This window comes from Methanogenium organophilum (assembly GCF_026684035.1).
GTDB classification, from domain to species: domain Archaea; phylum Halobacteriota; class Methanomicrobia; order Methanomicrobiales; family Methanomicrobiaceae; genus Methanogenium; species Methanogenium organophilum.
Window position 1 is genome coordinate 151,614 of record NZ_CP113361.1, and the last position, 25,274, is coordinate 176,887.

Annotated in this window: 25 protein-coding genes, 1 tRNA gene and 2 pseudogenes; 7 read left to right on the forward strand and 21 right to left on the reverse strand. The window is 43.2% G+C overall.

Annotated features, from left to right (window positions below):
• The first annotated feature begins 179 nt into the window (after positions 1-179).
• Positions 180-251: transfer RNA gene (locus OU421_RS00760), tRNA-Gly, on the forward strand.
• Positions 252-661: 410 nt separating this feature from the next.
• Here the strand turns inward: OU421_RS00760 and OU421_RS00765 are convergent.
• Positions 662-1,252, reverse strand: a complete 591-nt coding sequence (locus tag OU421_RS00765) for a hypothetical protein (protein ID WP_268186667.1) — start codon at positions 1,250-1,252, stop codon at positions 662-664.
• Positions 1,253-1,490: 238 nt separating this feature from the next.
• On the opposite strand from OU421_RS00765, the pseudogene OU421_RS00770 reads away from it, so the two are divergent.
• Positions 1,491-1,652: pseudogene (locus tag OU421_RS00770) on the forward strand (IS5/IS1182 family transposase); the annotation flags it as partial.
• A 55-nt stretch (positions 1,653-1,707) separates the two neighbouring features.
• On the opposite strand, the gene OU421_RS00775 reads toward OU421_RS00770, so the two are convergent.
• The 9 genes from OU421_RS00775 to OU421_RS00815 form a co-directional block, all read right to left on the reverse strand.
• Positions 1,708-2,145, reverse strand: coding sequence for a hypothetical protein (locus OU421_RS00775; protein ID WP_268186668.1), 438 nt, complete (start codon positions 2,143-2,145; stop codon positions 1,708-1,710).
• Positions 2,146-2,629: 484 nt separating this feature from the next.
• A complete protein-coding gene (locus tag OU421_RS00780) occupies positions 2,630-2,767 on the reverse strand; it encodes a transcriptional regulator FilR1 domain-containing protein (RefSeq protein WP_268186669.1) in 138 nt (45 codons plus the stop codon).
• Positions 2,768-3,271, reverse strand: coding sequence for a hypothetical protein (locus OU421_RS00785; protein ID WP_268186670.1), 504 nt, complete (start codon positions 3,269-3,271; stop codon positions 2,768-2,770).
• Positions 3,272-3,311: 40 nt separating this feature from the next.
• Complete coding sequence (locus OU421_RS00790) at positions 3,312-4,382, reverse strand: hypothetical protein (protein WP_268186671.1); 1,071 nt, start codon at positions 4,380-4,382, stop codon at positions 3,312-3,314.
• 630 nt (positions 4,383-5,012) lie between these two features.
• Entirely contained in the window at positions 5,013-5,255 is a 243-nt protein-coding gene (locus OU421_RS00795) for a hypothetical protein (RefSeq protein WP_268186672.1), read from the reverse strand.
• A gap of 395 nt (positions 5,256-5,650) precedes the next feature.
• A complete protein-coding gene (locus OU421_RS00800; protein WP_268186673.1) occupies positions 5,651-7,321 on the reverse strand; it encodes a hypothetical protein in 1,671 nt (556 codons plus the stop codon).
• Between the two features lie 27 nt (positions 7,322-7,348).
• Positions 7,349-8,308: a hypothetical protein gene (locus OU421_RS00805; RefSeq protein ID WP_268186674.1), complete on the reverse strand. Its 960-nt coding sequence runs from the start codon at positions 8,306-8,308 to the stop codon at positions 7,349-7,351.
• Positions 8,309-8,934: 626 nt separating this feature from the next.
• Positions 8,935-9,525, reverse strand: coding sequence for a hypothetical protein (locus OU421_RS00810; protein ID WP_268186675.1), 591 nt, complete (start codon positions 9,523-9,525; stop codon positions 8,935-8,937).
• Between the two features lie 240 nt (positions 9,526-9,765).
• Positions 9,766-10,275: a hypothetical protein gene (locus tag OU421_RS00815; protein WP_268186676.1), complete on the reverse strand. Its 510-nt coding sequence runs from the start codon at positions 10,273-10,275 to the stop codon at positions 9,766-9,768.
• Between the two features lie 471 nt (positions 10,276-10,746).
• On the opposite strand from OU421_RS00815, the gene OU421_RS00820 reads away from it, so the two are divergent.
• Positions 10,747-10,947 carry a hypothetical protein gene (locus OU421_RS00820; RefSeq protein ID WP_268186677.1) on the forward strand — a complete coding sequence of 67 codons (201 nt, stop codon included), beginning with the start codon at positions 10,747-10,749 and terminating at the stop codon, positions 10,945-10,947.
• Positions 10,948-10,991: 44 nt separating this feature from the next.
• On the forward strand, positions 10,992-11,840 hold the full coding sequence (locus OU421_RS00825) for a winged helix-turn-helix transcriptional regulator (RefSeq protein WP_268186678.1): 849 nt from the start codon (positions 10,992-10,994) through the stop codon (positions 11,838-11,840).
• Between the two features lie 412 nt (positions 11,841-12,252).
• Here the strand turns inward: OU421_RS00825 and OU421_RS00830 are convergent, their stop codons facing one another.
• From OU421_RS00830 to OU421_RS00855, 6 genes are all read right to left on the reverse strand, one after another.
• Positions 12,253-12,843: a hypothetical protein gene (locus tag OU421_RS00830; protein ID WP_268186679.1), complete on the reverse strand. Its 591-nt coding sequence runs from the start codon at positions 12,841-12,843 to the stop codon at positions 12,253-12,255.
• 335 nt (positions 12,844-13,178) lie between these two features.
• The gene (locus OU421_RS00835) at positions 13,179-13,565 is read right to left on the reverse strand and encodes a hypothetical protein (protein ID WP_268186680.1); all 387 of its coding nucleotides are present in this window, start codon (positions 13,563-13,565) and stop codon (positions 13,179-13,181) included.
• Between the two features lie 12 nt (positions 13,566-13,577).
• Positions 13,578-14,951: a zinc metalloprotease gene (locus tag OU421_RS00840; RefSeq protein ID WP_268186682.1), complete on the reverse strand. Its 1,374-nt coding sequence runs from the start codon at positions 14,949-14,951 to the stop codon at positions 13,578-13,580.
• Between the two features lie 576 nt (positions 14,952-15,527).
• A complete protein-coding gene (locus OU421_RS00845) occupies positions 15,528-15,977 on the reverse strand; it encodes a hypothetical protein (protein ID WP_268186683.1) in 450 nt (149 codons plus the stop codon).
• Positions 15,977-16,459: a hypothetical protein gene (locus OU421_RS00850; RefSeq protein ID WP_268186684.1), complete on the reverse strand. Its 483-nt coding sequence runs from the start codon at positions 16,457-16,459 to the stop codon at positions 15,977-15,979. The genes OU421_RS00845 and OU421_RS00850 overlap by 1 nt, the downstream gene beginning before the upstream one ends.
• Before the next feature lie 40 nt (positions 16,460-16,499).
• The gene (locus tag OU421_RS00855) at positions 16,500-16,976 is read right to left on the reverse strand and encodes a protease inhibitor I42 family protein (RefSeq protein WP_268186686.1); all 477 of its coding nucleotides are present in this window, start codon (positions 16,974-16,976) and stop codon (positions 16,500-16,502) included.
• Between the two features lie 328 nt (positions 16,977-17,304).
• Between OU421_RS00855 and OU421_RS00860 the strand changes: the two are divergent.
• Positions 17,305-17,466 (forward strand): annotated as a pseudogene (locus OU421_RS00860) (IS5/IS1182 family transposase); the annotation flags it as partial.
• Between the two features lie 55 nt (positions 17,467-17,521).
• On the opposite strand, the gene OU421_RS00865 reads toward OU421_RS00860, so the two are convergent.
• From OU421_RS00865 to OU421_RS00875, 3 genes are all read right to left on the reverse strand, one after another.
• Positions 17,522-17,959, reverse strand: coding sequence for a hypothetical protein (locus tag OU421_RS00865; RefSeq protein WP_268186687.1), 438 nt, complete (start codon positions 17,957-17,959; stop codon positions 17,522-17,524).
• 862 nt (positions 17,960-18,821) lie between these two features.
• Positions 18,822-19,691 carry a hypothetical protein gene (locus OU421_RS00870; RefSeq protein WP_268186688.1) on the reverse strand — a complete coding sequence of 290 codons (870 nt, stop codon included), beginning with the start codon at positions 19,689-19,691 and terminating at the stop codon, positions 18,822-18,824.
• Between the two features lie 428 nt (positions 19,692-20,119).
• Positions 20,120-21,436, reverse strand: a complete 1,317-nt coding sequence (locus tag OU421_RS00875) for a M12 family metallo-peptidase (RefSeq protein ID WP_268186689.1) — start codon at positions 21,434-21,436, stop codon at positions 20,120-20,122.
• Between the two features lie 273 nt (positions 21,437-21,709).
• Between OU421_RS00875 and OU421_RS00880 the strand changes: the two genes are divergently transcribed.
• Positions 21,710-22,156, forward strand: coding sequence for a peptidase domain-containing protein (locus tag OU421_RS00880; RefSeq protein WP_268186690.1), 447 nt, complete (start codon positions 21,710-21,712; stop codon positions 22,154-22,156).
• 41 nt (positions 22,157-22,197) lie between these two features.
• Positions 22,198-23,049, forward strand: a complete 852-nt coding sequence (locus OU421_RS00885; protein WP_268186691.1) for a winged helix-turn-helix transcriptional regulator — start codon at positions 22,198-22,200, stop codon at positions 23,047-23,049.
• Between the two features lie 772 nt (positions 23,050-23,821).
• Here the strand turns inward: OU421_RS00885 and OU421_RS00890 are convergent.
• Positions 23,822-24,205, reverse strand: coding sequence for a hypothetical protein (locus OU421_RS00890; protein WP_268186692.1), 384 nt, complete (start codon positions 24,203-24,205; stop codon positions 23,822-23,824).
• Positions 24,202-25,212 carry a hypothetical protein gene (locus OU421_RS00895; RefSeq protein WP_268186693.1) on the reverse strand — a complete coding sequence of 337 codons (1,011 nt, stop codon included), beginning with the start codon at positions 25,210-25,212 and terminating at the stop codon, positions 24,202-24,204. Before OU421_RS00895 ends, OU421_RS00890 begins: the two co-directional genes overlap by 4 nt.
• Positions 25,213-25,274: the final 62 nt, after the last annotated feature.

Below are 25,274 nucleotides of genomic sequence, written 5' to 3' on the forward strand. Positions count from 1 at the left end.
GACAGGCACCATGCCGGGGATTTTGAGAGGAACGGCAATATAATGTCAGCATATATAAATCGCACAAAACAGGCACGATTCTTAAAACAACGGATGTAAAAACGCAATTCGATACCATTATATTCTCTGGACGTGTATATTGTAGAGCACTGAGATGCGCCAGCATCGCAGGGTGAATCGCGCCGATAGTGTAGTGGTTATCACTAGGCGTTGCCAACGCCTAAACCCGGGTTCGAGTCCCGGTCGGCGCACTCGTTTTTACAACATTCATTCAGCAGAGTGAATCGTTTGTTTTTTCGGAAAGTTTTCACGCGGGAGAGAGGCGTCTCTCATTCCCATCCATGAGAGCACCGCCCCGATTCTGCCGAAAAGAAGAATTTCAAAAATGATTCACCAATTTTTTCCAGACACACGAAGCAATGGTTGCCAAAAAAGAGATATTTTGCCGATTTCCCTGTGGCCCGCTCATCCGCGCCGGGACGCGAGGACCAGTAAACCCGCACCAGGAACGACGCCTGCCACCGGGAACGGTACCTGTGTCGGTTCTGATGGGGTTCCAATATTCATCCGACCAGTGTGCACCTCTATTGACGTCCTCTTTCGCGCCACGGCATTTTTACTGCCCCAACAGATCCAAAAACAGAATGATTTGATTGCGGAATCATTCGGATTTTGAGAAGACTGAAAAGATCGCCCAGAATACCGTAGATACAATCGCCAACTCGATGTAAAAGCCAAGAGTCACACCGATGGTGAAGATCAGATCATACCCTGCCTGCCCTACGAAACCAAGTGCTGTTGCAACTGCGTCGAAGATATGTCCCAGTCCGGGAAGATATTCCGCGAAAAGGGGCGGCAGAGCAGCATCTACCGTACGTTCTGGATTTATGAGCAGTGCAGCCAGGAACGGGATCTGGAACAGCGACCCGGTTAAGATAGAAAGAGATTTCATTCTCCCGGAAAGTGCCGGTGTGAAGAATAACCGGGTGAAGCAGATGTAGGGCATGACTACGGCCATGGCCGATATGGTCACCAGTACGGCAAGGAAGGTGTATGTCAACAACGGATCCGGTGGCGGAGCATGGGAAAGCTCCGTCCCCCCAATTCTCAGAAGAATTGCAAGAGATGTGATAAGCACGTAAACGGGAATGCGGCTCTTTTCTCTGAGCAATGTGAACAGTTTATCGAGAATAAACGGGTATGCCAGTACGAATATGATTGCAGCAATCAATCCAAAAACAATATTTGACATTTTTTTCCTCTCAGAAGAAATTCGGAATAGTCCCAGGGATGAAATACATCCTTTCGGTCGGCATATCAGACATTTGAATTCGCTTTATTAACCGTTTATGGTCCAATCGTTTACACGTTAACAGATGTCTGGAAAACTGGGCTCTGTTGAAACCCTTTTCTAAAGGCTCATTTGTTAAAGAGGAAAAATCCATATAATCGCTGCTCCTTGTGAAATAACCAAACCAAGCGCAAGGAACAGAGGTAATACTGGAACAGCATTCTCAGTCATAAAAATAAGATTTGGAGAAGATCAGAAGGCACGAAAATATCGATTTCAGGTCAGAGAGATCAAGATCAAAATGACTCTCCATAACATTACGAAAGCGATTCAATCAATTGCTTTGGTGGTTATATTTTGAGGAATTCAACATAGCCAAAAAAGAAAAAAACGACTGATTAAACCATCCAAATCAGTCAATCACCCTCATATTTCGAACAACGTAAAAAAACAACCGGTATGTCTTCTATACCGACCAATTTTCCGTTTTTGTTCCAGATAGAATAAATCCGATCCATGGTAGACTCATTCACTTCAGTATCTTTATTCCACCAGATCTCAATGTGTCCTTTATATGATAGCCCATAACCAACAAGAGGGCCACCTTGCAGGCCCATATATTCTAAATGTTCAGGATTTGACATGTTAATGACGTCCAACATAACTCTGGTATCATACCCTTCCTGCGAAAAATTTCCATAACTTTTGAGAAAAACGGCTGAATCAGGGACATCACCGTCTTCACTTTCTAAACCGAAGGGGTCTGTCATCCCGCATATAATCGCATATGAGAATACGCCAAAAATGATGATTGTCAGGATTATTAATCCATATTTTTCAAATATCTCATTCATATCTTAACTCTTTTTCAAGAAATGATAATGCCAATACAGCCCTGCCTCCGGGCACGCGTGGGGTTCAACCGTTCCTGATCGGTTCAGGTGAGCCCCGTGCAACACCTTTTTGATGCTACGTGCATGACTTTTGACGTCGGTTTATTAACTTTTTTATGGTCCAATCGTTTACACGTTAACAGATATCTAGATGACTGAACAATAAATCGGCCATACTCCACGTCCATTTTTTCCAGCGACAGCAGGAAGTTGTTGAGAATTGACGCCTGACACTGGTTATATCGACAAACGGGAAAAATTTGGATGATGTCGCGGATAGTCTTCCTGGGCGATTGAAATCAAAGTGGCAAACATAGGCTACAATTTACCCTTGTCTCTTCTGGTATACATTAGTACGTTCGCCGAATTATTCAGTAATCTGCTGAATATATTGGAGAGACCCTCGGAAGGTGTAGGAATAGTCTGTCCTGAGCATGGGATGGGATCAGATGATCGTAAACTCTTCTGATAGATCCCGAAAATACGAAAAGAGGCGCTCGCCCCAGGCAGGGGCCGGACTGTCAGTGCTGAAGAGGTCGTTTGAGACTATATACGGTGTTTGAAGAAATTCTCCAGATATCATCTATGAAACCACCACCGTAAGCGATCCGCCTCCTTCCATCACACCCTCAAAGAGGTGATGATAGCGGAATACATACTCACCCTGCAATAGATCAGGAGCTGTTTTTATCGTGATGGTGGAATTGTAGGTCTCATTCGGATACGCCATAAAGTCAGAGGGCTCGATACTGATATTCAGGCCCTTGGGCCAGGCGAGTTCCTCATCAGAGTAAACACTCTCAATACGAGAGGGAATGGCATAATGAACCATCCCCGGTCCGTTCCTTTTCGTTTCTAGGGTAATGTATCCCTCCCATGTTTCACCTGCTCTCATATCAGCTGTTTCGGGATCAAGCAGTTTTGGCATGTTCATAAGTGCCACCCCGGGAGTAATATCCGGCGGCACCCAGGAATATTTTTCAGGACTTTCAGGAGGCTGTCCTTCAAAGTAGAATATCATCGCCACCACTGCTGCCAGTACTACCGCTAATCCAATCAGCAGACCGATTACATGATTTTTCTTCATGAGTGTAACACTCCCTGGAAATTAGAAATTGTGTTTCTTATTAGTTAGCCGTATGCAGCTTCACCCAATTATCGGATGGTCTCTCCACATTTAGTCCGGTTAATGGTGCATCATCATCAATGTAAGGCTCCCACGTGATATCAACCGTTTGCAGGTTCAAATCTTTGAAACGCATATCATAGAACGTCGTATCACCAGGCACTTCCGAATCTGCATCGACGTTATATCCTTCCAGTGCGGTGAATACTGCAACATCCTGACAACCAACACAATCTGAGAAACTCATTGTTGATGTTCCGGCGTCTAAGTCGTTAAATATGATATTCCATTTGCTAATGCCAGAATTCCAGCCCAGTGTCCCTTTGATTGTATCGCCCACGTCTACATCGATGGGCTCACTGAAATATCCCTGCTGTTGGTACGGAACATACCAGGCAGCACCAGTCCAGTCACGATAGGCATGTCTGTTCCATTCCAAGACCGGTTGCACAATTCCATGCGCATTGGATGGTTCTACGGCATTAAAAAGGAAAATTACAGAATCGGATTGTGATGACGGTGATGAAGGTGTTTCCCAATACGCAATGAACTGTGCAATTTCATTGACACTCCAATCATAGGAAGATTCTATCCACCCGCCATAAGATGGTACTGGTAGTTTCTTCTCCGCATCTCTCTGATTATCGACGACCGTCAATATGCATGCTTCATCATTGTAGACTTTTGTAATATTTTCATTTGTATAAATATCAGATCCATTTGGAACCTGATGTACATGGGTTGCCGGAAGTAATCCAGCAGATGGCACTGGAACCTTTTCAGCATCTGCATCAATGGCAGAAATGATCTGCTTACCATCCTGTGTAAATACCCGTGTAATTCCATCAGATGAATGATGAATTATTGAGCCAACAGGTATTTGATGAAGGGACTCGCCTTTCATCGGACTTATTTCATTCTGGATCACTATTGGATCTAATGAATTATTTACCTCCAATTCCGGAAATTCCCAATTTACTTCCCTTGCACTCACCGCCGGCACCATCACTACACTCACCAGCAACACTGCCAGGAGCACGGAAAGAGCCCGCATTCGAATTTTTGTTTTCATATTTTTCCTCCAAGTTTTTTCCAGACCCCGGAGGCAAAAAAAGCGGAACTTCCAAGTAATGGTAAAGCAAACGCAGTTTTGCCTCCGGGCACGCGTGGAATTCAACCATTCCTGATCTGTTCGGTGAGCCCCGTGCAACACCTTTTTGATGCTACGTGCATGACTTTTGATGTCGATTTATTAACTTTTTATGGCCCAATCCTTTACACGTTAACAGATATCTTGAAGATTGAACAATAAATCGGCCATATTCCACTTCCAAATATTCCAGTAACAGCAGGAAGACGTTGAGAATTTCGCCATGACACTGGTTATTTTGGCGAGGGTTATTTCATAAGCAACTGCGCAGGATCGGAATAGAATAATAGGTACATTGTAACCCCTGCAGGGGAAACGGATAGATAAGGAGGGATTTTGCCTCTCAGTACATATTACACGATTACCAAGGCCGATACTGACCTGAATTCTAAGTGCCTTTCAGCCAGGACAGATGACCTGACAAAATGAAATACATAATTCCATTTCCGTCATTCATCCGGCCGGTGTGCAATTCCATGCACATCGTCTTTCACTTCAAAGCATTTTTACTGCTCCGACAGATCCAAAAACCAGATTAATTTGATTCCGGAATCATTCATATTTTGAGAAGACTGAAAAGATCGCCCAGAATACCGTAGAAACAATCACCACCTCGAGGTAAAAGCCGAGAGTCACACCGATAGTGAAGATCAGATCATATCCTGCCTGCCCTACGATGCCGAGTGCTGTTGCAACTGCATCGAAGATATGTCCCAGTCCGGGAAGATATTCCGTGAAACGGGGTGGCAGAGCAGCATCTACCGTACGCTCCGGATTTATGAGCAGTGCAGCCATGAGCGGAATCTGGAAGAACGACCCGGTTAAGATGGAACCTACATTCCCAAAAATTCATAACGAGCCAAATTCAAAATGACTTAATTTTGACCAAAATTAGAAATGGGGCGAATTTTATGGATTAATAAATTGCGCCCGTTATGAGTGTTTGCAACACATGACGGGCTCACATATTTTTAGAATACTAATAATTTGTCAACTAAACTGGAATCAAACGGACATGGTGGCCCTTTTTACTACTCATAGTTATGTGTCACCGGGAATGCAGGATGCGTATGACTTTAAACGCCGTTTCATTATTTGTTTATCACCCAATCGGTTACATACCATAGGCGGGAAAAATTTTCAATCCAGTTCCATCGAAATGAAAAAGGGGGAGAGATGTTCGTTACAACTTACTGTTCCACAGAACTAGTTACTAGGTATCCACCGTCTGATGTCGGGTTCACGAAATAAATTCGGGATAAATTCTCCAGGTTCGTCGGGTATTCAATAATAAACACACTCTCTGATCCATCTATCTCACTGACCTTCACCTGTGTCCTGTTTCCGGCAAGAGATTCTGTTTCATATGTCAAATAAAGAGCGATTTCGTGGCTGAATGAATCTGGTCTGGGGGGTAGCAACTCCTCTTTGAGGATATTCCCCTCATGATCGAGTGTATATTTTTGCTCGCCTTCTCCGCGTAAATACACCTCAATGGTTCCATTATCAAGAGGTTTCATCGAATAGACCACTCCGCTGTCCTTCTCGACGAATTTCTGTTTCCAGAGATAATTTCCCTGAAGATCAAGAGCCACGATCAGATCACCGCTCTCGTCGGGATCAGAGCATGCTACATCGGGATCATAGCATCCCGCATAACAATTCACCAGCAGATTTCCCTCCGGTGATAGTGCTGCTCTCCTGCAATACGTGAACTCCTTCTCTTTTTTCTCCCACACAGTATTCCCCTCCCGGTCTGCATTGAGTATCCATCCATCAAATTTCTTCCAGCCTTCAGGACCTCTTTCGTTTGCTTCTCCGACTAACAAATATCCGCCGTCTGGTAAGGATATGCTGTTAACAACACGAGTATCATGAGGATAATAGCGATGCCATAACTCATTTCCCTCATCATCCAGCCGGATAACAAATCCATCACCCAATATCACTGTATATTCTCCTGCCGTCGGAAGGAGCATCTTGATAGTGACAGGATACGTTTCAGAATATGGAGAAGTTCCCCGGTGAATATCCCAGATCAGAGTACCGTTATGGTCGAATTTCATCACCCGCAGACTGCGATATTGTTCCCCGGAAAGCCAGAACATGCCGGCCATTATAAAGCCCCCGTCATGTGACGGACATACATCGAGATAAGATCCACCATACCCATTCACAGGGGTCTGCCATTCTGTGGTTCCGTTTGCATCGACTTTTGATATAAGGGAATCCCCGACTGGAACCTGAACCGCAACCGATGGAGATACAATGGATTGCAGACTGGAAAAAAACATAAAAGACAGGGATACTACCAGCGGTCCAAATAAAATCACGATGGCAAATGCCACCACCGCCAGAACCAATATTTGTCCAATTGTATGATCTTCTGATTTTTTTGTCCCGGCTGTCGTAAAAGCCGAACCGGTTCCAGGGGCACTCCTTACCGTATCATCATCCATTTTATAGAGTCTGACAACAATGAGATGACCAATCAGAATACCCGCAGGGACCAGTACCAACATTGCTAAAAAGGTGCTGAATAATTCTTGCCCACCACTCAGTTTCTGGATCGTGACTGCAGAATCTATAAACATAAACCCAAAAAAGAATATTGACATCCCGGCAATAACCGCAATTTTCTGGGGATATCTGAACAGAAAATATGCGAGGGAGGATGCAATCAGACAATAGGTGAATAATAAAACACCGGCATAAAGACCATCCATCTTCATACCGAAAAACCAAGCTTCCCAGTTAATGACAAACACAAAAAAATAGATGACCGAGGTGAAAAGAAGAATTCCCAGAAGGCAATAGTGAAATAACTGATCAAGACTCTTTGCAACCCGCTTTACATTCATTACCCGTTTTCTCCTTTTACACTAAAATTAGTAATAATAGTAGGTTTTTTTAGCCATGTTTGAATTCCGGTCATCCAGGCCCATGGCATGGTTCCATACGTTACTGATATAGATCGGTATACCCGTCGTATATACCCCTTCATACGTTCTCGCGCCATGTTGCCCAAGAACCGTGCCGTAGGAACATCCATTATCATAGTCATTGCCAAACTCAATATCCCGGTATCCAAGGGGATCTGGATCATAGATGAAGAATCCTTGGATATCCACTAATGTCCCGTATACCAGCATCCGGAACTCATCATAGGCAGCATCATTAATAGGATGATCAGGGACATCTTCATCTCTGAAATGACATTGATAGAGAGTCTTTCCATCATATCCGTCGTTGAAAGATACAAAGAAGAGGTCGTTTTCGCCATTAACCCAATAAGGTATTCCAGCTCCATCAATGCCCGCACCTCCGTATACATCATCTGCAACCTGAACCAGGACAAGGGAGAGCGGTAAAGATAATATTTGGCTTTTCTCGCTCTGAGTTAATGTATCTCCCTGACTGGAGAGCATGGGTTTAAAATCTTCATCTTTAACGCCCAATTTTTTCTTGAATTCTACCCAGGATACTCTTTCCATATGTTCCTGAACAATGATCTGTTTGAGATCTTCCCGTTCACTTACCGATAGTTTTTGTTCAATTTCTTTTTCAAGAGAATCAAGGATCTGATCCAGGTTTTTCTGATACTTCGTTACCAGTTTTTCTGAAAAATCCTTGGAATTGAAGTCTGTCTTGGCAAATCCATCGCTTGTAACAATAGTTGCCATCGTACTTTCAATTTCAGCATTTATAGGTTCAAATAACCCGACAATGTCTTGATTATTACCGATTACTTGCGTATTTTCTGCTGCACTTACCGGCACTATTATCATACTCACCAGCAGCATTGCCAGGAGTACGGAAAGTGCCCACGTTCCTTTTTTCATTTTCATGTTTTTCCTCCGTTTTTCATCTCCCGGGAGGCAAAAAGGCGAAGCTTTCAAGTAATGGTAAGGCCAACACAGTCTTGCCTCCGGGCACGCGTGGGGCTCAACCATTCCTGATCTGTTCGGTGAGCCCCGTGCAACATCTTCTTGATGCTACGTGCATGACTTTTGATGTCGATTTATTAACTTTTTATGGCCCAATCGTTTACACATTGACAGATGTCTGGAAAATGAACAAAAATTCGGCCAGACTCCACGTCCATTTTTTCCAGTGACAGCATGAAGACGTTGAGAATTGACGCCTTGACACTGGTTGTTGCGGCGTTTGTTATTTCATAATCCACTGCACAGGAGACAGAGCAGAATAATGGATACATAGTAACCCCTGCGGGAGATACGGATAGACCCGGAGGAATTCTACCTCTCAGTACATATTACACGATTACCCAGGCCGATACTGACCGGTATTCTAAGTGCCTTTCAGCCAGGACAGATGACCTGACAAAATGAAATCCATAATTCCATTTCCGGCATTCATCCGGCCGGTGTGCAATTCCATGCACATCGTCTTCCACTTCAAAGCATTTTTACTGCCCCAACAGATCCAAAAACAGAATGATTTGATTGCGGAATCATTCAGATTTTGAGAAGACTGAAAATACTGCCCAGAATACCGTAGATACAATCGCCAACTCGATGTAAAAGCCAAGAGTCACACCGATGGTGAAGATCAGATCATACCCTGCCTGCCCTACGAAACCAAGTGCTGTTGCAACTGCGTCGAAGATATGTCCCAGTCCGGGAAGATATTCCGCAAAAAGGGGCGGCAGAGCAGCATCTACCGTACGCTCTGGATTTATGAGCAGTGCAGCCAGGAACGGGATCTGGAACAGCGACCCGGTTAAGATAGAAAGAGTTTTCATTCTCCCGGAAAGTGCCGGTGTGAAGAATAGCCGGGTGAAGCAGATGTAGGGCATGACAACGGCCAAGGCCGATATGGTCACCAGTACGGCAAGGAAGGTGTATGTTAACAACGGATCCGGTGGCGGAGCATGGGAAAGCTCCGTCCCCCCAATATACAGAAGTATTGCAAGAGATGTGATGAGTACGTAAACAGGAATGCGGCTCTTTTCTTTAAGCAATGTGAACAGTTTATCGAGAATAAACGGGTATGCCAGTACGAATATGATTGCGGCAATCAATCCAAAAACAATATTTGACATTTTTTCCTCTCAGAAGAAATTCGGAATAGACTCTAGTATCTGATAATTACCGGACACAATAAAGCCTAATACGTGAATTAGATTTGGTGCACTTAATATAATCATCATAAATCCACCAAATAGACAGATTGGTGCCAGTACTGGATCTTTCTTTTTGAAATAACTCCCACAACCAATTATTCCTAATGCAATACCGACAGTTATCGATGGGATGAAGAAAACAGGGGACTGATGATATCATCATCCATCCAATGGAACCCAGTTCCCATCCAGATATTGTGTGATGTGAGCATTTACCGGAATATCTCCGCGGATTTCAGGCGGAATACGCTCAAGAATGGTTACTCGAAATATATCCCCCAGAATGGAATGGTTGAGTCCCTCTGATACCGTTAATTTAAGGTCAACGACAATATCCGTTGCATTTGCATTCAGTGGTACGAGATCTTCCGGGAGGAAGATTATCGATACATATTCTGATCTGTTCTCTGTTCCGGATTTCCACTCCTTTGACTCATCTGAGTTCTCACGAATGAGCGGATTAAGAGATTCATCACGGATATCGGTCACCGTTAGTTTCCCAGGATCAAATTTTTTAAAGAAATCTGCGTCAATATCGGTAAGATCCCCCCCAATTGACTGGAATGCCAGCATTTTGCCATATGGGGTGACTACAATAACCGATTTCCAGTTGCCAAACTGTTGGTTTTGAAGTTCTTCTTCTGAAAATACCAGACTTCCATCTCTCATAGGCATTGGCACAATAATATCTGTTATTAATCCGCCCTGATACTGGGATAGGCCCTCCGTTGAGATTTTATACTCATAAAATCCCGGGTTTGAGTTTATCCAGGAAGCTCCGAACAGGGGTAACAGTACCATAAATGCCGCGATAATCACAATCACCACAAAAATGATTTTGGTTATATTTTTTGATTCCATCGTGTCTCCAATCCTCTGTACGATTACTATCGGAGAATTTGGAATTGGGATATATTCTTTTTATGGTCCAATCATTTACACGTTGTATGATGTGTAAACAATCGGCCCACAAGATGTTAATAAATCGAGGTCGTAACCCCTGCAGGTGATACAAATAGACCTGGAGGAATTGTTCCTCTCAGTACATATTACACAATAATCCAGGGCGAGACTGACTGGTATTCAACATATGTATCATCCGGGACAGATGATCCTGATGTTGATTTAAACTGGGGGTCTTTGCAGAACTCACTTACGATTACAATCATTGCACCGGATGCGACACTCGGCCCGTATTATGATGCCGATGACGGCGCAACAGATGGAAGAATCCACCTTCTCATTACCAAACCAGGAGGACTGGCTTCGGGAACATGGAACTCCAGAGTATACGGATATAATGTGCAGGGTACGGAAGATTATACCTATTCCTGGAATTAAGGCAAACCACAACCGTAATTGTCTATGAAGGTGAGAGGAAAGTGATGGCAGAAATACGGCCACTCACTCTCACATTCATCCTTATCCTCTTGGTTGTATACCTCATCGGTCCGGCAACCGCAACACCCGGAGGGTATATTGTCAAACCGGCTCCCGAGAATGACCCGGATGAAGAGAGACACGAATTCACCCCCATCTCCTTTTGGGAGTTAACTCCCCGTGCAATGCTCATCGACATTGCACTCTGTATTTCTCCCGTTCTGATATTCCCGGTCGAATTTCTGTTTGCAGTGAAATTATGGATTTATCTGGGATATCGAAAGGTTGCGAAATACAACGTGCTCAATAGCACTGTTCGTTCAGAAATGTTTGAATGCATCTGCAATAACCCGGGAATTACATTTTCTGCCCTTGCACGTGAATGCAACATCGGGAAGGGAACGCAACAATATCACCTCAAATTGTTAATGAGGGAACATAAAATAATCTCAGTTAAGAAAAAGGGACAAACCGGATTTTTTGAGAATAATAGTAAATATGGGGAATTACAGCAGACCATGCTGCTGCAGCTCAGGAGTGATACGGTGCGGCAGATCTATGAAATCCTGATCCTTCATCCCAATGTCTCACGTAAAGAGGTCGCCCGTTACCTTGGCATATCCGGATCTTCCGTGACATGGCAAATGGAACGGCTCTGTGCTGAAGGCACTGTTTCCGCCACGAAATCCGGGAAATACACCTGTTACCTCCTCAATCCAAAAGCAAAAGAAATTCTTCGGGATTACCTGCCCGACCATCCGGTTGCGGGCGCGACGGGTCAGGCACAAAAGGAATCATCTGAGCTGCGGTCTGCGGTTCCGGTTACATCGGGTGAAATTCCCTCATCAGATTAAGCAATACTTAAATAACCCATAAACTGGCCAGCGTACTTGAAATTCGAATCCACACAGAAGCCCGGAGCGGGGCGATCTCAGCCTGAGAAAACCCTTACATACTCCCAAAAATACCCAATAATTATGGACCCATATTAGTCTGTAATAATCCGTTATTTCAACAGATAAACGGTAATATACACATATTTTTTAAGACAAAAAAATGAACGGAAAATACGTCCGTTTTACCCTCCGATTTGCCGATACAGGGGGTCAGAAAGGGTGGAAAACCGATGAAAAAACAGGGATAATGCAGGAGTTCCTGTTTCCAATATGCATCCAACCAGTGTGCACCTTTATTGACGTCCCTTTCACTTCAAAGCATTTTTACTTCCCCGACAGATCCAAAAACCAGAATGATTTGATTGCGGAATTATTCAGATTTTGAGAAGAGCGAAAAGATCGCCCAGAATATCGTAGACACAATCGCCACCTCGATGTAGAAGCCGAGAGTCACACCGACAGTGAAGATCAGATCATACCCTGCCTGCCCTACGAAACCAAGTGCTGTTGCAACTGCATCGAAGATATGTCCCAGTCCGGGAAGATATTCCGCGAAAAGGGGCGGCAGAGCAGCATCTACCGTACGCTCTGGATTTATGAGCAGTGCAGCCAGGAACGGGATCTGGAACAGCGACCCGGTTAAGATAGAAAGAGTTTTCATTCTCCCGGAAAGTGCCGGTGTGAAGAATAGCCGGGTGAAGCAGATGTAGGGCATGACAACGGCCAAGGCCGATATGGTCACCAGTACGGCAAGGAAGGTGTATGTTAACAACGGATCCGGTGGCGGAGCATGGGAAAGCTCCGTCCCCCCAATATACAGAAGTATTGCAAGAGATGTGATGAGTACGTAAACAGGAATGCGGCTCTTTTCTTTAAGCAATGTGAACAGTTTATCGAGAATAAACGGGTATGCCAGTACGAATATGATTGCAGCAATCAATCCAAAAACAATATATGACATTTTTTCCACCTCAGAAGAAATTCGGAATAGTCCCAGGGATGAAATACATCCTATCGGTCGGCATATCAGACATTTGAATTCGCTTCATTAATCGTTTACACATCCATCAGGCACATCCAAAGGAGACCATGCCGATCGCGATCCATTCAAGCAGCAATATTCATCACTGATATCCTGACCAATATGAAAGATCAAATACTGATATGCTGTTCCACCTGATGACACTTCCATATTTCCGGGGTGATTGTTTCCGTTAACTCCGTTATAGTGATAATTAGGGTTTCAATAAAGCCAAATTAATATACCATTTCCGGTAACTAGTTGAAATACCGAAATTATGGTTGTTGTATCAATATTCCATAATATCCTCCTTTCCAGTAGAATGTCTTACTTGAATGCTCTTTCCGCATTTCGGAAGCTTTTCTTTCACTTACTGAGAGAGAATTAACAATTTTTGTATCACGTTCGCCAAAATTTCCATCTCCGATAGGCGTTATATTATGAAACAGTTCTCCTAACTCAGGATATTTCTTAAAATCGTCTTCTGAAATGCTGGTAATTGTTCGATTTTCAAAATCAATCGACGAAGATCTTATTTCAACTAAATTAATAGTAGTTGTCTGAGGAAGGATGGGGCATAATAAGACAGGATAGTAAAAAATACATATAAATACCATCACAAACGCAACTAAAATTAAAAAAAATTTATTTCTATTTCCCATAAGCACTCCTTGTCAGACCAATGAACTGATATCTCCTTTCACCAATTCAATAGCTCTTGCATTGTCGTGAGTCGAATCACCATGGTAATCCAGAGAAGAGTATTCCCACGTATGAAAATTGCTACCATAATAACAACTGTTCATAACAGTATATTTAGGAACTACTCCCTCAAACCAACAACATGCCTGATTGTATCCTCCGGTATTTTCATGGTCCGCATTGAAAATATGTCCAATTTCATGAATGATACAAAATACCCTTGCATGGTAAGATCCGTCGTATAAATCGATAGTATCAACATCGGCTACCATCTGTGACCAGGCATACCGGCAGTAGTCATGCCATCCGGGATGATCAGGATCGTCATAACAGGAATACCCCCATGATCCACCTTGTTCTGATCCACTTTTGTCATTTCCACCCAAATATATCGCTATATCTGCGTTTTTTCCATCTAAATATGAAGGCTCAAATGTATCAAAAAATAATCCCAATGGATCAGATATCAACCTGTTATCTCCGGATAGAATACCACTTTTAGATGCATCATACCCTGCAACATTCAGGAATACCTGTATATCAGGTCTCTGATACTGGTACGCTGCCTGAGCCATATATTGCTGTGCGGTTGAAACCCAGTTTGATTCAAGGGCAATGAACTCATCATCCGTTGCTACAAGAACATATACAGTTGCCCACCCTCTTGTTAATTCCACTGATTCTGAACCAAAGGATGAAATATCTGTTTCAGATAAAGCAATTTCAGGGGGTAATAGTCTATCAGAATCAATTTTAAATGGTTTCTCCGGCTGCTTCATATCTTGTGAAGAATAGACAACATGCAAAGGCATATCGGTTTTCAGGGAATTTTCTCTGTTCTGAACGGGTGATATGAATAAGAACTCATCCTGAAGCTGAAGAGACCCGTGAACAAGATTTTTGTCAAAGGTAAATATTGCTATAGAATCATCGATTCCATCAATACTTCCTGAATAGGAATCAATCCCATCATCAATATCTTCGAAATCCATCCTTTCAAGATTCATATTATATTCTATACCATATATTGTCACCTTCAACAAATTTTTTTGATCGGTTTTCAGGTTTATTTCTCTGAATTGAACAATATCATATCTCTCAACAGTTGATGCTATGTTTAATGGTCCATATTCATTTGACAATGATTCCATAGTTTTATCTGAAGAAGACACGTTGGTTTGCAAATCATGAGTATAATCAGGTATTTCAAAAATTGCTCCAGAATTAATTTGATTATCCATACTCAGAATATTCCCATCAGCACTCACCGCTGGCACGACAATAACACTTACCAGCAACAATACAAGGATCACAGAAAGCGCTCGCATTCCTTTTTTCATTTCCATGTTTTTTCTCCGTTTTTCATATCCACGGAGGCAAACGGCGAAGCTTTCAAGTAATGGTAAGGTCAACTCAGTCATGCCTCCGGGCACGCGTGGGGCTCAACCATTCCTGATCGGTTCGGTGAGCCCCGTGCAACATCTTCTTGATTCTACGTTCATGACTTTTTATTTCGATTTATTAACCGTTTATGGTCCAATCGTTTACACGTTAACAGATGTCTGGAAAATGAACAAAAATTCGGCCATACTCCACTTCCAATATTTCCAGCGACAGCAGGAAGTTGTTGAGAATTGACGCTGTGACACTGGTTGTATCAGCAGCCGCTGCGCAGGAAAATGAGAACAGTGGGGTACATTGTAACCCCTGCAGGAGAAACAAATTGATCTTCCGGCAATGCTTATATTTTGTGGCAGCTCATGATGCAACCACCTACTGGACGAACATCCTTTTTCGGGAGCATTTTCTTTGCCGCAACGGGACAGTCCCTGCCACTCATGTTTTCGATGATGCCAATGACGGGGAGGTTAAATGGTCTGGACGAACGTAACCGCCTTGGAGATATCAAGGATGGGCACATATTACGTGATGGTGACAGTAATATTTTCATTGAGATATTTAACCCAATCTGGAAATTGTTCTACTTTTTCAATAGACATTACCGTTTCATTGGGAAAATCGATAATTACCCGATAGGCCTCCCAGCCGGCAGTGTTGTTCCCTGTTGCAGGAGTGAAATGCGACACTGTCTGTGGAAAGGGTACCTTGATGAATATTGTCGATTCTCCTGTTTCATTGAATATGCCGCCCTCAAAAATGAATACATTTCCAGTCAAATTCTGAACTTCGCCATCCTTTCTAATTAATTCGGTTAGCTTATCCGTTGCAGACAACCTATCGACCATACCCAACTCACGTATGGTATCGCTATCATCAGTGCATTTCATTTTTTCCATGGGAAAAAAGAGGAGGGTTGCAGTGGACAGGATAATAATTATCAACAGTATCCATATTCTCTTTGGGGATCGCATTATTCCTCCTTAAGATTATGATACGTACATATCGACCGATTCGTAAGATTCATCCTCATATCGACCGGGACACCGGGCGGATATCGGGGCGGGTATTCCCATGAGCGCTGAACAATTTGTTTCGAATCATTGATGAAGACGGAATACATCCCGTCATATGTGCCATACGGACGAGAAGTGCCTTTAAATAACCAAAATCGCACTTTAAGGAGTTCTTCAGGCTCATTTAATCCTGACTGCAGATGTGAAACGTAAATCTCAGTCTCGAACGAGTGGTTACCAATCGCATTGGCGACTTCTTCATCGCGGAGGGCAATCCGGACCAGTTCAATCTCTGATTCGTTACCCTGACAGTCAAGATCATTCATCCAACTATTGTCATCATCATGTCCCGTACCGGTTTCCTGCACGCATCCACACGACAAAACCAAAGAAATGAGGAGGATGGTCAGGAGACCTCCCAAAACTCTGATGCCTCTCATTACAGAATTCATAAAGCATTTTTACCATATTCAGGAACATCTATTCCACAACGATTGTCAAATTAAAGGTCGCTTCCTCACCTGAAATAAATTCAGGACGTCGATGAATTGCTGATATTGTCTGTACCCCCGTATTAACTGTGGTGACATTCCACTCACGCACACCTCTTATTCCAATGAATGTGGGTGAAGGATTTCCATCTTCATCATACCAGATAACACCCCCATCTGATATACGGAGGCCAGGACTTGCAGTCATGTACCATTGATATCCGGTTCTTCGGTTTTCATTCAGACGGATTGTGAAAGACTCATGCAATTTTACGCATATCGTAGAATTATTCTGCATTTCATCAACAGTCATATTCCCTCCGAAACCTGAACTCTCCAAACATTCAATTGATGTAACGTTTTCTTCCGGATACTGCTGGTCCAAACCAAGGCACCCAACTGCCAGAGTAACCATCATCACTGTCAGGAGCACAGAAAGTTCACGCATTCCTTTCTTCAGTTTCATGTTTTTCCTCCGGGGTTTTCCGGTCCCGGAGGAAAAACGGAGAAGTTTTCAGGTAATGGTAAGGCCAACGAAATCATGCCTCCGGGCACGCGTGGGGCTCAACCATTCCTGATCGGTTCGGTGAACCCCGTGCAACACATTTTTGATACTACGTGCATGACTTTTGACTTCGCTTTATTAACTGTTTATGGTCCAATCGTTTACACGTTAACAGATGTCTGGAAAACTGGGCTCTGTTGAAACCCTTTTCTAAAGGCTCATTTGTTAAAGAGGAAAAATCCATATAATCGCTGCTCCTTGTGAAATAACCAAACCAAGCGCAAGGAACAGAGGTAATACTGGAACAGCATTCTCAGTCATAAAAATAAGATTTGGAGAAGATCAGAAGGCACGAAAATATCGATTTCAGGTCAGAGAGATCAAGATCAAAATGACTCTCCATAACATTACGAAAGCGATTCAATCAATTGCTTTGGTGGTTATATTTTGAGGAATTCAACATAGCCAAAAAAGAAAAAAACGACTGATTAAACCATCCAAATCAGTCAATCACCCTCATATTTCGAACAACGTAAAAAAACAACCGGTATGTCTTCTATACCGACCAATTTTCCGTTTTTGTTCCAGATAGAATAAATCCGATCCATGGTAGACTCATTCACTTCAGTATCTTTATTCCACCAGATCTCAATGTGTCCTTTATATGATAGCCCATAACCAACAAGAGGGCCACCTTGCAGGCCCATATATTCTACATGTTCAGGATTTGACATGTTAATGACGTCCAACATAACTCTGGTATCATACCCTTCCTGCGAAAAATTTCCATAACTTTTGAGAAAAACGGCTGAATCAGGGACATCACCGTCTTCACTTTCTAAACCGGAGGGGTCTGTCATCCCGCATATAATCGCATATGAGAATACGCCAAAAATGATGATTGTCAGGATTATTAATCCATATTTTTCAAATATCTCATTCATATCTTAACTCTTTTTCAAGAAATGATAATGCCAATACAGCCCTGCCTCCGGGCACGCGTGGGGCTTAACCATTCCTGATCTGTTCGTTGAGCCCCGTGCAACACCTTTTTGATGCTACGTGCATGACTTTTGACGTCGGTTTATTAACTTTTTTATGGTCCAATCGTTTACATGTCATACAACTGTTTCCATAAGAGATAATTTGTGGAATGACAGTATTCTCAATTCAGACCTGCATACCAAAATAGTTACGATTTGTGTATATATTCTCCAAAAACCCCCGCTCAGGTGGACAATGTGGAGATAAAAAACAAAAACCGGCAGGATGCCCCTTCTGAATATTAGAGAACTGAATCAGGAATCAGGAATCACAAATCAGGACCTTGCAGAGAATTTCAATCCGGACAGGAGAGCCATTACACTACCACCCAGATACATTCCAAAATACAGATGCCATACAGTGTATTACAGAAGGAAAATACAGGAAGTATTTCGTGAATCCAGATATGAACCATGTTCTGCTGAAGCTCATGCATGTGTAATCGCTGATCACCTGAATTTCGCAAACGAACGTGACAATCCAATGGAAATTCAAAAGCACCTTTCATCGGCCAATAAGTTGAACCCTTTCCCGAAATTTGGTAGAACATCCTTTTTGTGGTGGCAGTCATCCCTTTGGAGATTCTAGTCCTTAAGGAAAAATAAAGAGAAATCTTCCGGGAACCATATCAGAAAAAGAATGTGGGCAAAACCCATATCAAACTCCACACCTGTCTCTTCCTCAAATCAATCCCCCATCCCACGCACCATATAGTGAATACCTCTTTTCAGAGAAGCAATGTGGTATCCGCTCCGGCACAGCCTAACTTTTGCAGAAATCAATCAGGTAGTAACTCCCATGATACTCCGCGATTTTCCCCCGGTAATTCTTCTCAACAATACGCTCCACTTCATCCACAGGTATCGACAACTCCTGAATGTCGGTCTGGATCGTTTCATTCACAGTAGGGAAGTCTTTGAGATCAGCATCGGTGAGCCTGACGACCTCGTATCCGACGTTCATGAACTCGACTTCGGTGCCATTTGCAGGAATCCCGTATTCTTCGCCATCCCCCCTACTGATGTTTAAGATTGTGGTGTAGTAGCCGCTTAACATCGCGGGCGGGCCCTCCGCTACAACATCAGCAGAAGAATAGGCGTAATGGAGGACCTTCTCCGGATATATGGTATCATTTAATCTTGTACTCTCCACCGAGTACTCGGTGGCACCGGTGACGAACCGGCCGACAAGGACATCATCGTTGAGGGTCAGAACCACATCACCACCCCCGGCAAGGGTGCCGGTGAAGGAGCAGATTCCCGCACTGCGGACTTCGGCGTCAAGCAGCGATTCCTGCAGATCCGCCACGTAGGGCTGTCCTGCAAGATACACGGTCAGCAACTCCCCCCGAAGCAGCTGGTCCCGGATTGCCGGGGTGTCAAAGACCATGAGATCATATTTCCGGACTGACGACGGGATTCCGAGGTCATCTAAACCTTCATCCGGGACATCCCTCTTCTCCGTCAGCAGATCGATGTGAACCATTGCTCTCTCATCCGGTGCGATCCCGGTATCACCGACCCCTGTGTCGGGTTCAAAAACCACGAGACCAGCCACAAACGCGGTAATCACACTTACCAAGAGCAACGCTAGGAGCACAAAAAGCACGCTCATTTCTTTTTTCAGTTTCATACTTTTCCTTCGTTTTTCATTTTTTCTGGAGGCAAAAGAGGGAAGTGTTCAGGTAAGCCCTGTGTAGCATCACTTTGATGTCGCATACCAGACTGTTGACTTCGCATAATTAATGATTTTGCCCACATTATCAAACCGTTTCCATTCTGTTAGAGAAAAATCAGATGTGTTGGTGGTTTCTATGCAGTGGCTCCCCACTAAGCAGGTGATCACGGATTGCCTGAGTGTCAAAGACCACAAGACCTGCTACCAGTGCCGTAACTACGTTTAACAGAAGTAATGACAGGAACACACGGAGCCTGTCTGAACCACCTCAACACCTCATGGATAATATGTTTTGGGCAGTAGATGTACAAAGCTTACCCCACCTTCCCAAGAGAAATTACCAACATTTACACCCATCATAAGGAAGAATTAATTCACCTCCCTCAACAATAAGAGGCAACAACACCCTTCGTTTCAGAAATTCTTCGCTCATTGTCATGATTGGCATCACCATAATATCCATCATCTGCCGAAAATTCTAACCAATTACTTTTCATGAAATAACCCCACATAACAGTCTGCCAATAGCTATAATGCTCATAAAACCTATATGGTCGGTTGTATGTCTCTGTCTGTCCAGTTGCTGGATCATGATCCGCATCAAAAACATGCCCAATTTCGTGTAGAGTTACAACCGCCCTGTCCTTGTGCACAGCGTCGTATGTAGAGGGATCATCTGCCATTTGTGTCCATGCATGCCTGTAGAGAGTATTGTGATCATACCCCCCTGAAGATCCAACTCCATTCGATGTAGAGTCAAAACCGCCTAAATACAACCCAAAATCTGCAGATTTCGAATTTAGATACGATTTTGGATAATATGCAGCAAATGTTGAGAGCGGAGAACCTTGAATCTGTGGATCGTCGGAGAGCAGTTGTGCCTTCGAAGTATCATAAATTGGTACAAGGTTCACTCCGATAGTATTCATTTCATAGTTACAGTCTGTGATGATATTTGCCGCTTTTACCTGCCAGTCAGGCTCATCTGTCATCCACTTACTATCAGTAGCAACAAGAACTCTGACGGTGACAGTTGCATCTGAATAAGCCTGTTCTTCCAGTATCTTTTTCAATGCGTATTCTGTTTCGTTGATTACGTGAGTTGAAGGGAGATAGGAATCAATGAGGATCGTGTCGCCTTCAGGGACAACGTCCTTTGATGAGTACACATATTGCAAGAACGCATTTGTGGATTTCGGATCTTTCATCGATGTGCTTTCAATGTAATATTCAGTTTTGTTAATAGCGATTCTGCTCAGCAGAACTCTGTCATCAAACGTAAGGATCACCTCGCTATCCTCAACACCGATGAGGCTTCCAGTGAAGGAATGGATCCCAATAGCAAGAGCTTCTGTATCGGTCAATATTTCTTGTATATCCATCACATAGGGCTGCCCTTCAACATATACTGTCAATGTATCACCACTAAGTAGAATTTCTCGAATTCTTTGTATGTCAAAGACTACTAAATCATAGTTCTTTATCGAAGAAGGGATTTTGGCAATCGTCCTCTCATCGGTGATTCTTATCTCTGTCATGTCTCCAAAGTGGACAAGAGCCTTCTTGCCAACGGATTCACTGTGCATCTGTTCATTTCCAATTTCAGAGTCTAAAGCACTCACCGCCGGCACCACAATAACACTCACAAACAGCAACGCCAACAGCACAGAAAGTGCTCGCATTTCAATTTTTGGTTTCATACTTTTTTCTCCATTTTTCATATCTCAGGAGGCAAAACAGCGAAACTTCCAAGTAATGGTAAGGCCAACACGGCCCTGCCTCCGGGCACGCGGGGGGCTCAACCATTCCTGATCTGTTCGGCGAGCCCCGTGCAACACCTTTTTGATGCTGTGTGCATGACTTTTGACGTTTATATATTAGCTTTTTATGGCCCAATCATTTACGCATCGTACAACGTGTAAATGATTGTACCCTAAAAAGGATATTCAACTTCCAAATTTTCCTGTGAGACCATGAAAACTATGAGAATTGCCGCTGTGACACTGATTGTTGCGGCGCTTGTTATATCGGCAGCCGCTGCGCAGGAAATAGAACAGAATAATGGATACATAGTAACCCCTGCAGGTGATACAGATAAATTCGGAGGAATTTTGCCCCTCAGTACATATTACACGATTACCCAGGGCGAGACCGACCGGTATTCAACATATGTATCATTCGGGACAAATGACCTTGGCGTTGATTTAAACTGGGGGTCTGTGCAGAACTCACTTGCGCTTACAATCATTGCACCGGATGCGACACTCGGCCCGTATTATGATGCCGATGACGGCATAACAGATGGAAGAGTTCACCTTCTCATTGCCAAATCAGGAGGGCTGGCTGCGGGAACATGGAACTCCAATATATATGGCCAGAATGTGCAGGGGACGGAATATTATACATTTTCCTGGAATTAAGGTAAAACACAACCATAATCATCCATGAAGATGAGAGGAAAATGATGGCAGTAAAACGGCCACTCACTCTCACATTTATCCTTATCCTCTTCATTGTATACCTCATCGGTCCGGCAACCGCAGCACCGGGGGGGTATATTGTCAAACCGGCCCCCGAGACGGACCCGGATGAAGAGGTACACGAATTTACACCCATCTCCTTTTGGGAACTATCTCCCCGTGCAATGCTCATCGACATTGCAATCTGTATTTCCCCCGCTCTGATATTCCCGGTTGAACTTCTGTTTGCGGTTAAATTATGGATATATCTGGGATATCGAAAGGTTGCGAAATACAACGTGCTCGATAACAATATCCGTTCAGAAATGTTTGAACACATCTGCAATAATCCGGGCATTACATTTTCTGCTCTTGCCCGTGAATGCAATATCGGGAAGGGAACGCAACAATATCACCTCAAAGTGCTAAAAAGGGAACATAAAATAGTCTCAGTTAAGAAAAAGGGTCAAACCGGATTTTTTGAGAATAATGAAAAATATGAGGAATTGCAGCAGACCATACTGATGCAGCTCAGGAGTGATACGGTGCGCCATATCTATGAAATCCTTATTCGTCATCCCAACATATCACGCAAAGAGCTCTCCCGGTGCCTTGGCCGATCCGGATCTGCCGTGACATGGCAAATGGATCGGCTCTGTGCTGAAGGCACCGTTTCCGCCACGAAATCCGGGAAATACACCCGTTACCTGCTCAATCCCAAAGCAAAAGAAATTCTCCGGGATTACCTGCCTGACTATCCGGCTGCGGATGCGACGGGTCAGGCACAAAAGGAATCATCTGAGCTGCGGTCTGCGGTTCTGGTTACATCGGGTGAAATCCCCTCATCAGATTAAGCAATGCTTAAATAACCCATAAACTGGCCAGCAAACTTGAAATTCGCATCCACACAGAAGCCCGGAGTGGGCCGATCTCAGCCTGAGACAACATATACATCCTCCCAAAAACACCCAATAATTATAGCCCTATATTAGTCTGTAATAATCCGTTATTTCAACAGATAAACGGCAATATACGCATATTTTTCAGACTAAAAAAGAAAACGGAAAAATACATCCGTTTTGCCCTCCAATTTGCCGATTCATGGAGTCAAAACAAGTGGATAAGGGGCAAAATAGGTGACTCAGCATGGTCCTCATTTACGGCATTCATCCAACCTGTTTGCACCTCTATTGACGTCGTCTTTCGTGTCACGGCATTTTTACAGGGCCCGGTTTAACTCATTGAATTTTCGTTTGATATACAGGAAACCGCCATCTACATGGATAACCTGCACTCAAAACAACCATTCGCCACAGAATCTATGTGCCATTACAAAGAACTGAAAGAAAACAATGGATCAGCCTCATGGAAGATATCGAAGAAAAACACTGTAGCATCAGAGATTGTACCATCGGGGATATCGATAGATAACGGCTCACATTTTCCGAATTCAGCGCCAGACAATGCATGAACTACGGCCTGTTAACGAATAAATGAAAGGATTCATAATAGAATGTTGGATTGGTATATTTTCACGAAATGTGAATAAGAAGGGGGCGCAGGAGCAATCATGCGTCCAAATTTAACAATGCAGAAATAATTCATTTCTACAGAATTTTCATCGCACTAACCCGGAATATATGACGGATATGTTTCATAAGCGGAATACACCATACACGAATCGTTAATCAGAACAATGATCTTCGAACCAGTCATACGATCATCCGGATTTGGATCCTGTGGCTGGAAAACAATCTGAGTATAATTCATATCCCGGTAATTATCATACAATTTTGATACTGTTACAGTTCGGATGCTTTTATTGCTAATTAATTCAACAACTTCGGGATTATGCAGGGCGACCTCATATGCTATCTGGAATGTAATCTCTTCCGGGCATTCAGTTGGCCAATCTGTTTTGGGTAAATCATTATACGGTACCATGAAATATCCGACCAACATCCCACAAAAAAAAGTGATAATCAGAAAACCAGCAACAATCTTTTTCATGCTATCCATGATTTCACCTGATATGCATGTGACCACCATGGTACATTATTCAATAATTCGGGAGCTCCTGCTGAGCAACTCGTCAAATGGGGAACCGTACTATCCGGAAGATTTTCGTTCCACCATAAAGAATTGCAATTATAGCTGCTGTATACATATGAATCACAAAAATATGACTCTGAGACAGGAGTGAATAAATTACCATTTAATGCAAAATATTCATGGTTTTCATCTAAATCACCATAACAAAACGGCAGGTGACCTGTTCGAATAACGGTACCTTGCCATGAAATCATATATGGATACCCTTCAGATGTTTGTGAAGTACTGATATATATCTCAAAATTATAATTCCTCATGTCACTTGTGAAGTTTTGATGAGCAATATATTTTTCATCTTCCGGCATAGTGCTATCATAGGTGAAAACTACGAATTCTGAAGGATTTCCTCCAACCGCAGGAGATTGCTTTGTCACCCCCACCTCTATCCAGGTCGCTATTCCACTGATATCCTGACCAATATGAGATGTCAAATACTGATATGCTGTTCCACCTGATGACACTTCCATATTTCCGAGGTGATTGTTTCCGTTAACTCCGTTATAGTGATAATTATTTATTCTGATTCCCGAATCTGCCTGTTCATGTTGAATCATTGAAAAAACATCTACACATTCTTTTTTCCCCAGAGAACGATATTTATGTAACTGACTAAGTATCTCAGCAATTTTTTCGCTCTTTTTTAATTCCATTCCATCCAAGTACGTTACCGTCGGCATTTTTTCTATCATTTGGGAAATTTTTTCATCACTCATTCTTTTTCCTTCTTCATCATAAATGAATGAACTCCTCTCTAATGTTACATTAATATCTATGATATCGCCCGCGGATGAGGGGTTTTCGATAAAATTGTCCACATCAGCACTTACCATCGGAACAAAGATCGCTCCGAAAAGCACTACTACCATCAACAGGCTCAAGGCCCGCATTTCGGCTTTTGTTTTCATTTTTTCCTCCATTATCACATTCCAGAAGGCAAAACGGCGAAGCTTTCACGTAATGATAATGC

What these genes read in the sequence shown, in the direction of transcription:
- OU421_RS00765 (WP_268186667.1), bottom strand. Translation starts at nt 1,252, where the DNA reads ATGTCAAATATTGTTTTTGGATTGATTGCTGCAATCATATTCGTACTG.
- OU421_RS00775 (WP_268186668.1), bottom strand. Translation starts at nt 2,145, where the DNA reads ATGAATGAGATATTTGAAAAATATGGATTAATAATCCTGACAATCATC.
- OU421_RS00780 (WP_268186669.1), bottom strand. Translation starts at nt 2,767, where the DNA reads ATGATATCTGGAGAATTTCTTCAAACACCGTATATAGTCTCAAACGAC.
- OU421_RS00785 (WP_268186670.1), bottom strand. Translation starts at nt 3,271, where the DNA reads ATGAAGAAAAATCATGTAATCGGTCTGCTGATTGGATTAGCGGTAGTA.
- OU421_RS00790 (WP_268186671.1), bottom strand. Translation starts at nt 4,382, where the DNA reads ATGAAAACAAAAATTCGAATGCGGGCTCTTTCCGTGCTCCTGGCAGTG.
- OU421_RS00795 (WP_268186672.1), bottom strand. Translation starts at nt 5,255, where the DNA reads ATGGCTGCACTGCTCATAAATCCGGAGCGTACGGTAGATGCTGCTCTG.
- OU421_RS00800 (WP_268186673.1), bottom strand. Translation starts at nt 7,321, where the DNA reads ATGAATGTAAAGCGGGTTGCAAAGAGTCTTGATCAGTTATTTCACTAT.
- OU421_RS00805 (WP_268186674.1), bottom strand. Translation starts at nt 8,308, where the DNA reads ATGAAAATGAAAAAAGGAACGTGGGCACTTTCCGTACTCCTGGCAATG.
- OU421_RS00810 (WP_268186675.1), bottom strand. Translation starts at nt 9,525, where the DNA reads ATGTCAAATATTGTTTTTGGATTGATTGCCGCAATCATATTCGTACTG.
- OU421_RS00815 (WP_268186676.1), bottom strand. Translation starts at nt 10,275, where the DNA reads ATGAGAGATGGAAGTCTGGTATTTTCAGAAGAAGAACTTCAAAACCAA.
- OU421_RS00825 (WP_268186678.1), top strand. Translation starts at nt 10,992, where the DNA reads ATGGCAGAAATACGGCCACTCACTCTCACATTCATCCTTATCCTCTTG.
- OU421_RS00830 (WP_268186679.1), bottom strand. Translation starts at nt 12,843, where the DNA reads ATGTCATATATTGTTTTTGGATTGATTGCTGCAATCATATTCGTACTG.
- OU421_RS00835 (WP_268186680.1), bottom strand. Translation starts at nt 13,565, where the DNA reads ATGGGAAATAGAAATAAATTTTTTTTAATTTTAGTTGCGTTTGTGATG.
- OU421_RS00840 (WP_268186682.1), bottom strand. Translation starts at nt 14,951, where the DNA reads ATGGAAATGAAAAAAGGAATGCGAGCGCTTTCTGTGATCCTTGTATTG.
- OU421_RS00845 (WP_268186683.1), bottom strand. Translation starts at nt 15,977, where the DNA reads ATGCGATCCCCAAAGAGAATATGGATACTGTTGATAATTATTATCCTG.
- OU421_RS00850 (WP_268186684.1), bottom strand. Translation starts at nt 16,459, where the DNA reads ATGAGAGGCATCAGAGTTTTGGGAGGTCTCCTGACCATCCTCCTCATT.
- OU421_RS00855 (WP_268186686.1), bottom strand. Translation starts at nt 16,976, where the DNA reads ATGAAACTGAAGAAAGGAATGCGTGAACTTTCTGTGCTCCTGACAGTG.
- OU421_RS00865 (WP_268186687.1), bottom strand. Translation starts at nt 17,959, where the DNA reads ATGAATGAGATATTTGAAAAATATGGATTAATAATCCTGACAATCATC.
- OU421_RS00870 (WP_268186688.1), bottom strand. Translation starts at nt 19,691, where the DNA reads ATGAAACTGAAAAAAGAAATGAGCGTGCTTTTTGTGCTCCTAGCGTTG.
- OU421_RS00875 (WP_268186689.1), bottom strand. Translation starts at nt 21,436, where the DNA reads ATGAAACCAAAAATTGAAATGCGAGCACTTTCTGTGCTGTTGGCGTTG.
- OU421_RS00880 (WP_268186690.1), top strand. Translation starts at nt 21,710, where the DNA reads ATGAAAACTATGAGAATTGCCGCTGTGACACTGATTGTTGCGGCGCTT.
- OU421_RS00885 (WP_268186691.1), top strand. Translation starts at nt 22,198, where the DNA reads ATGATGGCAGTAAAACGGCCACTCACTCTCACATTTATCCTTATCCTC.
- OU421_RS00890 (WP_268186692.1), bottom strand. Translation starts at nt 24,205, where the DNA reads ATGAAAAAGATTGTTGCTGGTTTTCTGATTATCACTTTTTTTTGTGGG.
- OU421_RS00895 (WP_268186693.1), bottom strand. Translation starts at nt 25,212, where the DNA reads ATGAAAACAAAAGCCGAAATGCGGGCCTTGAGCCTGTTGATGGTAGTA.